Origin of the sequence: Pseudomonas sp. IT-P218, assembly GCF_949767605.1 — a bacterium.
GTDB lineage: Bacteria > Pseudomonadota > Gammaproteobacteria > Pseudomonadales > Pseudomonadaceae > Aquipseudomonas > Aquipseudomonas putida_AE.
Window position 1 is genome coordinate 198,384 of the sequence record NZ_CATKQQ010000088.1, and the last position, 14,633, is coordinate 213,016.

General features: G+C 59.1%; 10 protein-coding genes. 4 read left to right on the forward strand and 6 right to left on the reverse strand.

What is annotated here, in order from left to right:
• Positions 1-2: 2 nt before the first annotated feature.
• The 4 genes from ACM6I6_RS28665 to ACM6I6_RS28680 all read right to left on the reverse strand — a co-directional run bounded on the left by ACM6I6_RS28665 (position 3) and on the right by ACM6I6_RS28680 (position 5,347).
• Entirely contained in the window at positions 3-1,469 is a 1,467-nt protein-coding gene (locus tag ACM6I6_RS28665) for a DUF6861 domain-containing protein (RefSeq protein ID WP_414921104.1), read from the reverse strand.
• Positions 1,470-1,642: 173 nt separating this feature from the next.
• Positions 1,643-2,722 (reverse strand): hypothetical protein, encoded by a 1,080-nt coding sequence (locus ACM6I6_RS28670; RefSeq protein WP_414921105.1) that lies wholly within the window; start codon positions 2,720-2,722, stop codon positions 1,643-1,645.
• 70 nt (positions 2,723-2,792) lie between these two features.
• On the reverse strand, positions 2,793-3,989 hold the full coding sequence (locus ACM6I6_RS28675) for an LssY C-terminal domain-containing protein (protein WP_323607720.1): 1,197 nt from the start codon (positions 3,987-3,989) through the stop codon (positions 2,793-2,795).
• Between the two features lie 68 nt (positions 3,990-4,057).
• Positions 4,058-5,347, reverse strand: a complete 1,290-nt coding sequence (locus tag ACM6I6_RS28680) for an LssY C-terminal domain-containing protein (protein WP_274076443.1) — start codon at positions 5,345-5,347, stop codon at positions 4,058-4,060.
• A 369-nt stretch (positions 5,348-5,716) separates the two neighbouring features.
• Here ACM6I6_RS28680 and ACM6I6_RS28685 point away from each other — a divergent pair, with 369 nt between their 5' ends.
• The 4 genes from ACM6I6_RS28685 to ACM6I6_RS28700 all read left to right on the forward strand — a co-directional run bounded on the left by ACM6I6_RS28685 (position 5,717) and on the right by ACM6I6_RS28700 (position 10,767).
• Entirely contained in the window at positions 5,717-6,652 is a 936-nt protein-coding gene (locus ACM6I6_RS28685) for a LysR substrate-binding domain-containing protein (protein ID WP_401315158.1), read from the forward strand.
• Between the two features lie 167 nt (positions 6,653-6,819).
• Positions 6,820-8,274, forward strand: a complete 1,455-nt coding sequence (tcuA, locus tag ACM6I6_RS28690; RefSeq protein ID WP_323627965.1) for an FAD-dependent tricarballylate dehydrogenase TcuA — start codon at positions 6,820-6,822, stop codon at positions 8,272-8,274.
• Positions 8,261-9,418 (forward strand): tricarballylate utilization 4Fe-4S protein TcuB, encoded by a 1,158-nt coding sequence (gene tcuB / locus ACM6I6_RS28695; protein ID WP_414921106.1) that lies wholly within the window; start codon positions 8,261-8,263, stop codon positions 9,416-9,418. The genes tcuA and tcuB overlap by 14 nt, the downstream gene beginning before the upstream one ends.
• Before the next feature lie 47 nt (positions 9,419-9,465).
• Positions 9,466-10,767, forward strand: coding sequence for an MFS transporter (locus tag ACM6I6_RS28700; protein WP_414921107.1), 1,302 nt, complete (start codon positions 9,466-9,468; stop codon positions 10,765-10,767).
• Positions 10,768-11,027: 260 nt separating this feature from the next.
• On the opposite strand, the gene ACM6I6_RS28705 is transcribed toward ACM6I6_RS28700, so the two are convergent.
• On the reverse strand, positions 11,028-13,445 hold the full coding sequence (locus ACM6I6_RS28705) for an efflux RND transporter permease subunit (RefSeq protein WP_414921108.1): 2,418 nt from the start codon (positions 13,443-13,445) through the stop codon (positions 11,028-11,030).
• Positions 13,442-14,629 carry a YCF48-related protein gene (locus ACM6I6_RS28710; RefSeq protein ID WP_323627959.1) on the reverse strand — a complete coding sequence of 396 codons (1,188 nt, stop codon included), beginning with the start codon at positions 14,627-14,629 and terminating at the stop codon, positions 13,442-13,444. The genes ACM6I6_RS28705 and ACM6I6_RS28710 overlap by 4 nt, the downstream gene beginning before the upstream one ends.
• Positions 14,630-14,633: the final 4 nt, after the last annotated feature.

Sequence of the window (14,633 nt, forward strand, 5' to 3'; positions counted from 1 at the left end):
TCCTAATTGTCGATTTCGCCAATGAGCTTTGCTGCAGACCACTCTTGCCGATTAGGCACCAAATATTGTGCCGCCTCTCCCGTTCTCGTAATTCTACCCCCAAATTCTACCGTTGGCGCAACCTTGCTAACGAAAACTTCAGTAGGCTCAAGTGGCTTAATTTCAAAAATAGAATATCTGGCATTTTCGCTGATGACCGGCAAACCGAGTGAGTCTGCTAGAGTTTTATCGGACTTAGCTGCCGCCTGCAATTCTTCCATTGTAGTGAAAAATGGTGAGTAGTCGGAAATGCCTTTTTCACCCACAGGTACGATCTTCACAAGCGGCGTTCTTATGCCAGTGGTAACGGGTACAGTACTGCCTGATGCCACTTGGCCAAAAGCTCTCTCTAAGAGACTTGCAGATGATGCCTCAGGGTCTGCCAATGCGAGTTTAGCGATGTATTTTTGCCCGTCCGCACTCTGGAGATAATCATGGATTTCCTGGTTACTTAAGCCCCTTGGCTCAAATGTCTTTACCGACTTTCGTTTGTTTTCGACTGAAACGAATTCAGTATCTTGCTTCGCGTAAAACTCGCGCATTTGATTTTCCCGCGCAAGCTTCTCAACTGAAGTGACCCCCCTAATCTGTAGCTCCGGATGCTCCAAAAGTAGTTTTTCGTTTTTCGTGAGCCATACGGCGAACGGCTTGTTGGAAATCTCGGATCGAAACTTGGCACTTCTCGTCGCAATACTTTCCAGGCTGTTGACCACACCCGCTTTCATCTGCCCTCGGGTGAGATAGGTGACAATCGCCGTCAGTAACAGCAACACCAATTGCTCTTGCCCTTGGGCCAACTGTCTGGCTGCGCGTTCTTTGCGTTCCTGAATCATCGCCGCTGAACCGCCAGTCGGGTCGAGGCCAGGATTTTTCAAGCCGTCTTCCGCTTGCCACGCGGTACAGAGACCTTCAAATATCGTTGATAGGCAGGGCCCTATTCCCGCCGAGAAATAACCGGTGATGGCGTACAATCCCAGCGCTGCCATGATCAAGTTACCGACCTGCAATCCGACACCGGCGCCGATTGTTGCGCCAGGCACGGCGCCAGCACCAAAGGCAAGGGAGCCGACCGCTCCACCCAGAGCGGCACCGATCGTCACGCTACCGCCCACGATCATCACAACTTCCTGCAACAGTTTGAGCAACACCGGCAGAATTTCGTTGATATTGATCGACGCCCATTTGCGGCTGATGTTCATCTGCATGATGGGGACAGATAGAGCCATCGCGTGGCGGACGTTATCGATCCGATGCCCGCCCACGTACCCGTAGGCTTGAGTGGCGCCGTTGCTGACGCGGCGGGTAAAGCCGTTCCAGCCGTCGTGGGCGCTTTGGAAGCCGTGATCGACGCCCTCATTCAACGCATTGAATTTCTGGTCGAAATTTCGTTCGATGTCGTCCCAGCTGGGCAGGTTGGTTAAAAGATCCATTTACTCGTGACGTCCTTGAAAGGAGGCGGGGCTGCCACACTCGTTGAAAGCTCGGCCGGATACTGGCAGGTTGCCATTTATGACCGCGAATGCTCGATAACATTTTCAAACAGGGATTATTTTTCTCATCGCCGTTACAAAGGGCAATGATGTCAAACAGACATTGTTGGTATTTACTTAATGCTCAAATGCTCAGATGCCGCCAGATCCTCTTCGACGAAGCGCAGCATCGCCTCCGCCAGCGCCTCGCGCGGATAGGCATTCTGTGTCACCAACAGTGATCCGAGGGTCGAATGCGTGCGGGCGATCGGCACTGCCAGTGCCCAATGATCGGCGTTGATATAGCCCATCAGGCGGCTGCCCGGCACTATCTGATCGTAGAAAATCACTTGGCTGTCGTTACGGGCATCGATCTGCGCCAGCTTGTTGTAACTCGATTTCAGTATGGCCGAGATGTGATCCGGCTGCGGGAAGGTAACGAGCGAATAGTAGTTCAGTTCGGACGGCAGCCGGTGCTGCGCCAGCCAGTTCTTGCGCGTTGCGGGTCGCAGGCTGTCGATCGCGCCACCGTCGCCCGAATCGCAGGTCGAACCGGGAAAGTGTCGCAACAGGTCCGCCTGGTACTGCTCGGCGTCGTTGGCCAGCGCCGAGCCGCCGACCGAGCCGGCTGCGCTGACCACTGCCGCCACGCGGCCGCGGATTTCCGGGTAATTGACCATCGCTTCGAGAATGTCGGGCGCGCCCTTCGAATAACCGATCAGGACGAGGCGCGGCGGTCCGGCTTCGGCTGGCATCGCCATGATCGCGTCGCGTATTTGCCGAGCGTTCTTTGCAGAACTCGACAAGGCGTCGACCTTCATCTGCACCAGGTCATAGCCGAACTGACGCAGATGAACTGCTACGCTGCCGGGCGCTTGCAGCCATTGCTCGAAGCATTCGTAGCCGACGCCGGCCACCACAGCGCCGATCAGACGGCGTTTCGATTGACCGAGATCGACGGGTTTGCCAGTGCCAGCAGGTTCGCTGCCGACGCGTGTCAGTGCCTCCTCGCAAGGGCGGCTATCGGGAATCTCGCTTCCTCGCGTATTGAGGATCGAGCAAAAAATCTCGCGAAAGCGCCCCCGCTTGTCCTGCACGCCGGCCTGCGACGCAGGGACCAGCACCAGCGGCGGTGTGTCCGGCGAGTAGGCCATCAGCGGCGCGGGTGCGCAGGCGGTGAGCCCATGGCAGGCAGCGATCATCAACCATGCCATGCCAGCGCTGCGCAACAGTGGGCAGGCACCGCAAAAACGGCCGGCCGAGTCATCCAGCCTGCCGAACAGTTTACTCGCGGGCATTGTCGACCTCCTTGCGTGCAGGCGATTCTCGCCAGTCCAGATACGGTTCCCAATCGAGCATCTGCACCTGCGACAGGCTCAGCGGTCGCGTCGCAAAGAACATGACCGCACGCAGACCGTCGCTGAAGTAATGGGCGCCGCTGAACGTCGTTCGCGGTTGTGCCTGGGACGCGGGACCGACGCCGGTGACGAACCCGAGCTTGTCCAGGCCGGCCGAATACATCATGTCCTGGATCAGCAAATTCCTCGCCTCATCGACGTCCTCATGCAAGACGAGATTTTGCGCCTCGCGCGGTGCAAAGCGTCCGCCGGTCGGTCGTGCGACCTGCGCGAGATAGACGGAGTGACCCTCGAAGCGCATTGGCATGATCCACAAACGCACCCAGGTCGCCGGCGCTCCGGCTTGCGATTGCTTGCGCACCACGGCATCGGGCATGCGGCCGAACGCACGTTCGGCCGCATCCGCGGGGTGCGTGGAACGCCGGTAGCCGCGCCGCACAAAGGCGGTGGCGATATCGGCGAACTCACCGACGAGAATCACATTGAACGGATCGCCCTGCGCCCTGCCGTTCGCGTCAGTGGCGCAGCAGGGAAGGCGCTCCAGCGCGGCACGCAGCGCGACCAGATCGTCATAGTCCTTGATCTCGGAACCTTGATGCTGGAACAAGCCTTCGGCAAACCATTTTTCCCCGGCATCGTCCGGCACCCGCAAGAAGAGAGAGAACGGGATCAGCGTCTTTCTCTGCAGCAGATCGATATTCAGCAGCCGCGTAGCGCGCTCCGGGTTGATGAACAGCAAGCCCGCTTTCGTTTCGCCTGGCAGGACGGGATTCTTGAACCCCAGTTGGTCCAGGTGTGCATTGATGCGCGCGTTCGCTGCCGGGGCGAATAACCCGTGCATGGACCAGGCGACTTCCAGTGGCGAGAAATAATCGGGATCGGTTCCCGGCCGCAGCAACAAGAGCGGCTCGGCAGACCGGTTCTGGACTTCGACCCACACGGGCTGCACACGCGTCCTGTCCAACTCGACCCCCAGCATTTGCCGCCTGTCTTCGGCACTGAGCACGGCGGCGCTGACGCGTATCTCGTGATGGGTGGCCGTCTGCGCACGTTCACGCAATCCGGAGGTACTGAAATCGGCAGGCGCCTGCCAGGTCGAACAAGCAACGGCGAGTGCAAGCATCGCTGCACAACCCAGGGTGCGCAGGCAGCGTATTGCACATCGCAGAGTATCCCCCGACGGCAAGCGGCTCATGGCTTGACCCGCCCCGGTGGTTGTCCGCCCTTCTCGTAGATGCCCTGTGATAGAAAGAATTCGATTTGCCCCAGGGAGGTGTGCGTGGGGTCGAATACCAGGACACAGCGCAGTCCATCCGTGTAATAAGGATCGGTCGTCAGGTTCTCGCGCGGCGCGCTCTGGGGCGCGGCCCCCACCCCCTTCACAAAGCCGAATTTGGCCAGCGTCACCGAATACGCCATATCCTGTGTCAGCGCACTGCGTGCTTCGTCGACGTCAGGGTCGATCTTGTGCGTCGTCAGCGTCGCAGTATGCACGGTCATCCGGCTGCCGATATCACGACTGATCTGTCCCACCCACACCTGCTTGCCGTGATATTGCATCGGGCTCAGCCACAGCCTCAGGTGATTGCGCTGGTGGACGTTGTCACGCGCCTTTTGCAAGGCAAGGTCCTGAGCCCGCCCGAACAGATAGAGATCGCTCACTGGCGCATAGGGATAGCGCTCGCCGGAAAGCGCCGAATTGACCACTTTCATGATCGACCCCGACCACTTCTCCTCGGTCCCACGCCAGCCGCGACGTGCGAATGCAGGGAAGGCATCATCGAGCCCGCCGACGACCACCAGGTTCAGCGGATCGCCGTTGCTGGAACCCTCCTCGTTGGTGACACAGCACGGCAGCGCCTCCAGCGCCGCCTGGAAACTGGCGTCATCCGTGTAATTCACAATGTCTTCGGGCGCGATGCCCTGCCTGAACACTTCGCTGATGTGGTAATCGGCGCGCAGCCCCGGCACGAGGGCCAGGACAGAGAAATGCCTCGACCGCCCGTTTGCCACCAGATCGAGGTTAACGAACTTGAACCCCTCGTCGAGATTGGTCAACACGAAGCCCGAGGTTGTCGTGCCAGGTGCGATAGGGTTGCGCAAGGCCAGCCGACGAAAGTGCCGGTCGAGCGCCGTCCGCTCGTCCTGAGGGGTCCCTGAGAAAAATGCTTCGGCCGCCTCGGATGCGGGGAAGAAATTTGGATCCAGGCCCGGCGAAAGCAGATAGTAGGCGCGATCTTCCTGATTGTTGACTTCGACCCAGACGGGCTGTATCGATCTATTCGCCAGAGGCACGCCGTAGACCGCCTCGCTTTCTGCGGCCGACAGTACGGCGGTCGACACGCGCAAGCCTCCATCGCTGCGCGTCACGGCGCGGCTCTTGTAGTCAAGGCTCGGCGTTGGCGCAGGCTGGGAGGCGCAGCCGGCGAGCGCAGCTGCGATGGCCGTTGCTGAGAGAACGTGTCTCACCATGCGATGCATCGCGTAACCTCATCAACTGGGGTTTACCAATCTCCGCTGGCCTGCCTACGTAATCCGTAGCGACTACGGACATTGGTTTCTACGTCGCAGCTTTTCATCAGGAACCGCCCCGGGAGTTGCGCAGGCTTTTTGGGGTGAGTTTCGCCGCCATGGAAGAATAGTCGAACTATCGATAGCAGGCCGCTTCGGCCAGGAGCAGTCAATCGACACTCCCCGTGCGAACCGTCAAGTTGACCCATTCAGTTACGACAAAGCGCACGTGCTCAACGGTCAACCCAAACCTGCGACAATGCTGCCTCTTCGGGCTTCGTAACTTGCGTGGCAAAACGTTCAGGTATTTGAATAACAAATTCGCGGGGAGCAGCCACATTGGAATTAAGACAACTGCGCTATTTCGTAAAAATCATCGAGCTTGGCAGCCTGGGGCGTGCGGCACTTGAACTGGACGTTGGTGTGTCAGCCCTCAGTCAGCAAATCTCCAAGCTGGAAATCGAACTGTGCACCCGCCTCCTGAATCGAACCTCCACTGGCGTGACGCCCACTAGCGCCGGATTTGCGTTTTTACACCATGCCCAATTGACGCTACGCCAAGCGGAAAACGCAATCATGGCCGCCCATCGCGGGCGAATGAGCGGTTATGTCAGCGTCGGCTTACCGCCGACTACCGCGACGGTGCTCGCGTTGCCGTTGATCAACGCAATGCGTGCGCGTTATCCGGACATACAACTGCATTTGGTGGAAATGCTTTCCGGCCACTTGGCGGCGCAGCTCAACGCACGGCAAATTGACCTGGCCATCCTGTTCCAGCTCGAAGGGGGTAAACGCTGGAGCGTTACTCCGCTGCTGGATGAAAAACTGTTTGTCATTGCCTCGCCCAGCCTGCCTCAGGCGCCATCTGGTGACAGCGTGCAGTTAGCCGACCTCGGCGGCCTGCCGCTGGTGATGCCCAGCGCGCAACATGGATTGCGCTCGGCATTGATGAGTGCGTTCGAGCGGGTCGGGCTAACACCCAATGTCATTATGGAAGTCGACGGTCTTGCTGTTTTGATGAACGCCGTCCGGGCCGGTCATGCGGCAACTATACAACCGGGGGCGGCCGCTGCATTGAAAGACGGGTCCGGACTTTCACTGATCAGGATTGCCGACCCCCATGTGGGCCGGCGTAATCTTCTGGCGACGCTGGCTGACGACGAACTCTCTCCGGCGGCGCTGGCAACGCGGCTGGTCATCGTCGATGTGGCCCGACAGTTGGTCGTCGACAAACAGTGGCCTGGAGCTACGTGGATAGAAGGGGTCGACGCGTAATCCTCGTTCAACCCCGGACACAAGGTCTCTCCTGACGAAAAAGCCTTTAGAAAAACTAAACACCCCGCGTCAAAAGCAGCCTTTCGGCCACTCCTTCCCCACCCTATCGTTCTCCCCACTCGCAAGGAGCACTTCGTTCCCGCTTCCTTGCCAATCGAGGAGCGATAATGATCGATGTCTTAATCATAGGGGGTGGCAACGCTGCCTTGTGCGCCGCTCTGATGGCGCGAGAAGCGGGCGCCAGCGTGATGCTGCTGGAGGCCTCTCCGAAAATCTGGCGCGGTGGCAATTCCCAACACACCCGTAACCTGCGGTGCATGCACGACGAACCGCAGGACGTGCTGATCGATGCCTATCCGGAAGAAGAATACTGGCAAGACCTGTTGAAGGTTACCGGTGGTCTCACGGATGAAAAGCTTGCACGCATTGCCATTCGGGCATCGTCTTCTTGCCGCGACTGGATGCGTTCCCACGGCGTGCATTTTCAGCCACCGCTGTCCGGCGCACTGCACGTGGCGCGGACCAATGCATTTTTTATGGGCGGCGGCAAAGCGCTGGTCAATGCGTATTTCCGCAGCGCCGAGCGCCTGGGTGTAAAAGTTCGATACAACACGCAAGTGACCGACATCGAGTTGGATGAGGGGAAATTCGTCGCCGCCCATGTGGGTGAACACGAGGTCGATGGTCAGCGTTTCGCCGCAGAACGCATTGAAGCCCGGGCCTGCGTGTTGGCGGCCGGCGGCTTCGAATCCAACCGTGAATGGCTGCGCGAAGCCTGGGGTCAGAACGAACGCGGTGAATGGCCATCGGACAATTTCCTGATCCGGGGCACACGATTCAACACCGGCATTTTGCTACGGCGCATGCTCGACCTTGGCGCAGATGTGATCGGCGATCCGACGCAAGCACACATGGTCGCGATTGATGCCCGCGCGCCTCTCTACGACGGCGGCATCTGCACCCGAATCGACTGCGTATCGCTGGGTGTGGTGGTCAATCGTGATGGCGAACGCTTCTACGACGAAGGTGAGGATTTCTGGCCGAAACGTTATGCGATCTGGGGGCGTCTGGTGGCTGGACAACCCGGTCAGCAGGCGTATTCGATCATCGATCAACAAGCCATCGGCCGCTTCATGCCGCCGGTCTTTCCCGGAACCACCGCCAATACTCTGCAAGACCTTGCCCGCCAGTTGAAGCTGCCTCAAGAAAAATTCGTCAAGACTGTCGAGGACTACAACAGCGCCTGCCGCGTTGGCACGTTCGATCACACGGCGTTGGACGACTGCCACACCCAAGGACTGACGCCCGCCAAAACCCATTGGGCGCGGCCATTGGTGAAGCCACCTTTCTACGCCTACCCGCTTAAACCGGGTGTCACGTTCACCTACCTCGGCCTCGCCACCGACGAAACCGCTGCCGTGCATTTCAACGGCAAAGCGAGCCCCAACCTGTTCGTCGCGGGAGAAATGATGGCCGGCAATGTTCTGGGCAAGGGCTACACCGCTGGCATCGGCATGGCCATCGGTACCGCGTTTGGCCGCATCGCTGGCGTGCAGGCGGCCGCTTCGGTGGGCTTTGGCGTTTCATCTGTAAACACGGAGTCTCGACATGCAACTGTTTGATCCCCAAGCATCGGGCGGGTTGATCCCGGTGTTGAATCTTGACGAAAGTGAAGTCCAGCGGCAGATGACCATCTGCAATGCCTGCCGTTATTGCGAGGGTTTTTGCGCGGTATTTCCGGCGATGACCCGGCGCCTGGAATTCACTCAGGCCGACATCCATTACCTGGCGAACTTGTGCCATAACTGCGGCGCGTGCCTGCACGCCTGTCAGTACGCCGCCCCACACGAATTCGCCGTCAACATACCCAAAGCCATGGCCAAAGTGCGCCTGGATACTTACGCCGAATACGCCTGGCCGCAAGTGGTGGGCAGGTTGTATCAGCGCAACGGCCTGACCCTGGCGCTGGCTTCCGGTGGGGGACTGGCGTTGTTTTTATGCCTGACCCTGATGCTCATGGGCAACCTGTTCACGGCCATTCCCAGTGGCAACTTCTACAAGATTTTCCCGCATAACACCCTGGCGCTGATGTTTGGCTCAGTGTTCGGCTTTGCGGTACTTGCCCTGACCATGGGTGTGCGGCGTTTCTGGCGCAACGTTTCACCGGTCGCAGCGCCACTGCCGTTGAAAACTTCCGCTGCATTGGAGGCTACGGCCAACGTCGCGAAGCTCAAGTACCTGGACGGCGGCCATGGCGAAGGGTGCAACAACGCCGACGATCAATTCACCTTGTGGCGACGTCGATTCCACCACCTCACCTTTTACGGTTTCATGCTGTGCTTCGCCGCCACCAGTGTCGCCACACTCTTTCACTATCTGCTGAAGTGGTCGGCGCCTTATCCGATCTTCAGCTTGCCGGTGATGTTGGGTATTGCCGGTGGCATCGGCCTGCTGATCGGCCCGGCGGGTCTTCTTTGGCTGAACCTGCGTCGCAACCCTGCGCACGGCGATGAGAACCAAAAACCCATGGATCGCGGCTTCATCGCGCTGCTGTTTCTGGTCAGCGCAAGCGGCCTGGCGCTACTGGCTTTGCGTGAAACCAGCGCCTTGGGCTTGATGTTGGCTATTCATCTCGGCCTGGTCATGGCGTTTTTCCTGACCATGCCCTACAGCAAATTCGCCCATGGAATCTTCCGCAGCGCAGCGCTGCTCAAACACGCCATCGAGAAACGTCAACCCAACCCGATCAACGCCGGCAGCGACTGACGGTTAAAGCACTCATTCCAAAAACAATAGTGAGCATAACGGTAGCCATGATGAAAACGACAACGGCAACAACCCGAACCAAGGGGTCCAAATTGGGCGCCATTTTGCGGGTCACCAGCGGTAACTTTCTCGAGCAGTTTGACTTCTTTTTGTTCGGTTTCTACGCGACCTACATTTCCCAGACCTTCTTTCCAGCCACCAGCGAGTTTGCCTCGCTGATGATGACCTTCGCGGTATTCGGCTCCGGGTTCCTGATGCGTCCGTTAGGCGCCATCGTGCTGGGGGCGTACATCGACAAGGTGGGCCGTCGCAAGGGGCTGATCGTGACGCTGTCGATCATGGCCGCCGGTACCGTATTGATCGCGTTGGTGCCGGGCTACGCCGCCATTGGCGTGGCGGCACCGATTCTGGTGTTGTTGGGCAGGCTGCTACAGGGCTTCTCCGCCGGCGCGGAAATGGGCGGTGTTTCCGTGTACCTGGCGGAAATTTCCACCCCCGGTCACACCGGTTTCTACACCAGTTGGCAATCGGCCAGCCAACAGGTGGCGATCGTCGTCGCGGCCGCGTTGGGCTATACGATCAATGCCACGATGCTAGCCGCTGAAATCGCCGATTGGGGCTGGCGTATTCCGTTCTTCATTGGCTGCGTGATCATCCCGTTCATTTTCATTATTCGCCGTTCACTGGAAGAAACCGCTGCCTTCACTGCTCGCAGCCATCGCCCAACCACTCGCGAAGTTTTTCGCTCGATGCGTGACAACTGGCGCACCGTACTGGCGGGCGGATTGCTGGCGTCCATGACCACCACCACGTTCTACCTGATTACGGTCTACACACCGACGTTTGGCAGGACAGTACTGAACCTGAGCACCACCGACAGCCTGGTGGTCACATTGCTGGTCGGCATCAGCAACTTTATCTGGCTGCCTATCGGCGGCGCCCTCTCCGACCGCATTGGCCGTCGGCCACTGTTGCTGGCGATATCGTTGCTGTGCATCTTCACCGCCTATCCCGCCATGCACTGGCTGGCAGAGGCGGCAAGTTTCGAACGACTGCTCGCTGTTCTGCTGTATTTCTCGTTCTTCTTTGGCATTTACAACGGCGCCATGGTCGCGGCACTGACCGAAGTCATGCCACAGAACGTGCGTGTAGTCGGGTTTTCACTGGCCTTCAGTTTGGCCACCGCGGTGTTTGGCGGTTTTACCCCAGCAATCTCGACGCTGCTTGTCCAGGCCACGGGCGACAAGGCATCACCCGCCTACTGGATGATGTTCGCGGCGGTGTGCGGGTTCACGGCGACGACGATTCTGTATCGTCGGCAAAAAGCTTTGACAGTCAGAACCGTTTAGTTCCTCGATCGGCGACGCTTACCACGCGTCGATCCCCGGCGGGAACCGAATTAGAGGGGCGATTACAGTCGTCAGGGCAGTAATCGGCCGCATCGGATGACGAGATCTAACTTGCGCATATTCGTATGGCCCACGACCGGCTGCTTCGGGTCGTTTTCTGCCTTGAGAGACGGGCAGAAAACGGCCAATTGCTGCCTGTCGAGAACGATCGCAATTGGCCGTTCATGAATGCTTCAACGTACATGCAAACAGGGGGCGATTCAGGCTTCGCCCCCCTTTCTGAGAGCTCGCTGCAACTGCGGCTTGAGCAGGAAGTGTCCGAGCGCTGGAACCAATATCAAGGCACCTGCCATGTTCCAGATGAACATGAACCCAAGCAGGATACCCATGTCTGCCTGAAACTTGATCGGAGACAGCACCCAGGTCAGAACCGCAATCCCCAGCGTGATCCCCGTCATCACCACCACTTTCCCCGTGGACAGCAGGGCCAGGTAGTAAGCATCGGACAGACTTGAGCCATTGCGCAGGTTGGCGAGCGTGACGCTGAGAATGTACAGCGCGTAATCCACACCGATGCCCACCCCCAACGCGATCACCGGCAGCGTCGCCACCTTGACCCCGATGTTCAGCCCCACCATCAAGGCCTCGCACAAAATCGAGGTCAGCATCAACGGCAGCACTGTACACACCACTGCGCGCCAGGATCTGAAGGTAATGAAACACAGGGCGATAACGGCGGCGTACACCATGAACAGCATCTGCACGTTCGACCGTTTCACGACGATGTTGGTGGCCGCCTCGATCCCGGCATTGCCTGCCGCGTTAAGGAACTGGATCTGATCGGTATTGTGGGTCGCCGCGAATCGCTCGACGGTCTGCACCACGCTGGTGAGGGTGTCCGCCTTGTGGTCCTTGAGGTAGACATACACTGTCAGCAAATCGCAGTTCTGGTTGAACAGCTCCCGCGGGGCGCGGGTGATGATCGCATTCAACAACCCCTGGTTACGGGGAATCTCGTACCAGGTCATGCTGCCTTCATTCATGCCCGCTGCAGCCTGCTTGCTCAGCGCCGCCAATGAGGTTGTGGACACCACCCCGGGCAGCTGTTGAAGCTGAGCCTCCAGCGCATCGACCGCCACCAGGGTCTGGTAATTGGCGCAGAAGTACTGCGGGGTTTTCACCATCACCACGTACTTGTCGCTACTGGCGGAAAAGTTGCTGACCATGAAGCGGTTGTCGCTGTTGTAGCGCGACTCCGCTCGCAGCTCCGGTGCCCCGGGATTCAGGTCACCGATCTTCACGTGCAGGCTGACGGCGAAACCGGCTACCCCCAGAATCACCGCGATTATGATTGCACCGCTGGCCCATTTGCGTTCGGTGAATCGATCCAGAAACGCCCAGAACGGGTGCCGCGCGTGTTGCGCGTCCAGCTGCGAGAACTTGTCGTTGGCCGCTTCACGTAGCGCCGCCGCTTTGCTGACGCCGGTATACGACAACAGGATCGGCAACAGAATCAGGTTAGTGAAAATCAGGGTCAACACGCCCAGTGTCGCGGCGACGGCCAGGTCCTGGATCACCGGAATCCTGATGATCATCAGCACGGCGAAACCCACGGCGTCGGCCACCAGCGCCATCAGCCCGGTCAGGAACAGCCGGCGAAAGGTGAAGCGCGCCGCCACCAGCTTGTCGGCACCGCGTCCGATGTCCTGCATGATGCCGTTCATTTTCTGCGCGCCATGGCTCAGGCCGATGGCAAACACCAGGAACGGCACCAGGATCGAGTACGGGTCCAGATCAAAGCCCAGGGTCGGCAGCAATCCCAACAACCAGACTACGGCGATGATCGAGCACAGCAACACCAACAGCGTGCTGCGAATGCAGCGGGTGTACCAGAACAACACGATGCCGCAGATCACCAGCGTTGCGGCGAAGAACAACTGCATCTGGCGCATGCCGTCAATCAGATCGCCCACCACCTTGGCGAAACCGGTGATGTGGATCTTGATGTTGTCGGTTTCGTACTTGGCACGAATCTGTTCGAGCTGGCTGGAAAGTGCGTTGTAGTCGAGCGGCTGCCCCTCATCGGACGCCGTTTCCTGAAGCGGCAACAGGACAATGCTGGACTTGAAGTTGGCGGCGACCAGACGGCCGATTTCGCCCGAGCGTTCGACGTTCTGTCGCACCTGTTCCAGGCTGCCGGCAGAGCCATCGTAGTTGTCAGGGACGACCGGGCCGCCATCGAAGCCCTCTTCCGTCACGCCAATCCAGCGGGTCGCCGGCGTCCACAGGGACTTCATGTATGAGCGGTCGACGCCGGGGAGCAAAAAAACCTCATCGTTGATTTTCTTGACCGTCTCCAGGTACGCAGCATCAAAGATGCTGCCCTGTCTGACCTCGATCGCAATCCGCAAGGTATTGCCACCCTCCCCCAGCTGGCCGCGATTCTGCAGGTAGTTCTGCACATACGGGTGATCGGTCGGGATCATCTTTTCGAAGGCGGCGTTGAGCTTGAGACCCAGTGCCTGGTAGCCGAGCAACAAACTGAGCAAGACACAAATGCCCAGAATGATGCGCCGGTGATTGAACAACAGCCGTTCAACCAGCGTGCCGGAAGCAGGGTCGAAGGTGCTGGTATCAGGGACGGTGTGAGGCTCGGCAGTATGGGTAAAACTGTTCATTGATCGTGCTCCGACGATTGCACTGCAACTGCGGACGACAACATGCCCCGTGCACTGCTGATGATCAGGTCGCCATTGGCGGCTTGCGCCATGCCGGTGAAGTAACCGGGTTGCGTCACTGGAAGCACTGACGCTGTACTGGCGCCATCGGTGAACCGCAGCACTCGGCCTGATTCGTCGGTGAGCAGTACCGAGCCATCGTCAAGCCGCAGGCCGCTGGTCAGGGTGATTGGTTGCAAGGTGTCCAGGTGCTGCCAGGTCTGGCCGCGATCCCTGGATTCGAAGGCCTTGCCGCGCAGACCGAACGCCACTATCGAGCCGCTGCCGGTCGCCTGCAGTCCAAAGGTCGTGCCCTCATAAGGGGACGCCAGCGACTCGAAGGACTGGCCCTCGTCACTGGAGCGCAGCAGCGTGCCCTGTTCGCCGGCGATGAACAGGTCCGGCCCTGCCCGCTCGATGCTGTAGAGGTGCAAGCCGTTGGGGTTATCGATTCGGGAACGGATCGATTGCCAGCTGAGTCCGCCATCGTGGGTGGCAAACGCCAGGCCGTAAGCGCCTGTCACCAGCCCGTTTCTGGCGTCGAGAAACAGCAGGTCAAGCAACGGTTTGTCGGGGCCATCGTCCACCAGCTGTTGTGCCTGCGAAAGCCGTTCGCGGGCTTTTTCCGCATCGCCAGGGTTCTCCAGGGCCTGCCTGGCCTCCTGCAGTTCAATCTCGGCCGCCTGCACGCCATCCAGCTGTTTGTTCCAGCTCAGCCCGCCATCCTGGCTGTGCAGGATCACACCGGCATGGCCGACCGCCCAGCCTTGGCGATCATCGATGAAACGTACTTTGACCAGGGTCATGCTGACCGGAGAACTGACTTGCCTCCAGGTGCTGCCATTGTCGTCCGAGACGATGATGAAGCCTCTTTCGCCCACGGCGACAAGTCGTTGCCCTGCCCGCGCAACGCTCAGCATCACGGACTGCACCGCCATGGCGCTGGTGATCGAGGGTTGCAGCGGCAAGCCGTCGCTGGGTGCCGCCATTGCCGGACCAGCCAGCGTCGTCACGATCGACACGCTCAGCGTCAACGCCTTGAACAGATGCCGGTGAAAAAACCCGGGAGTATGAATACGCATTTTCGAGCCTCGATGATGCGGTTTAATGAACGCCGCGTCAGTGCCACGGCGTCCATTGAACACAAAG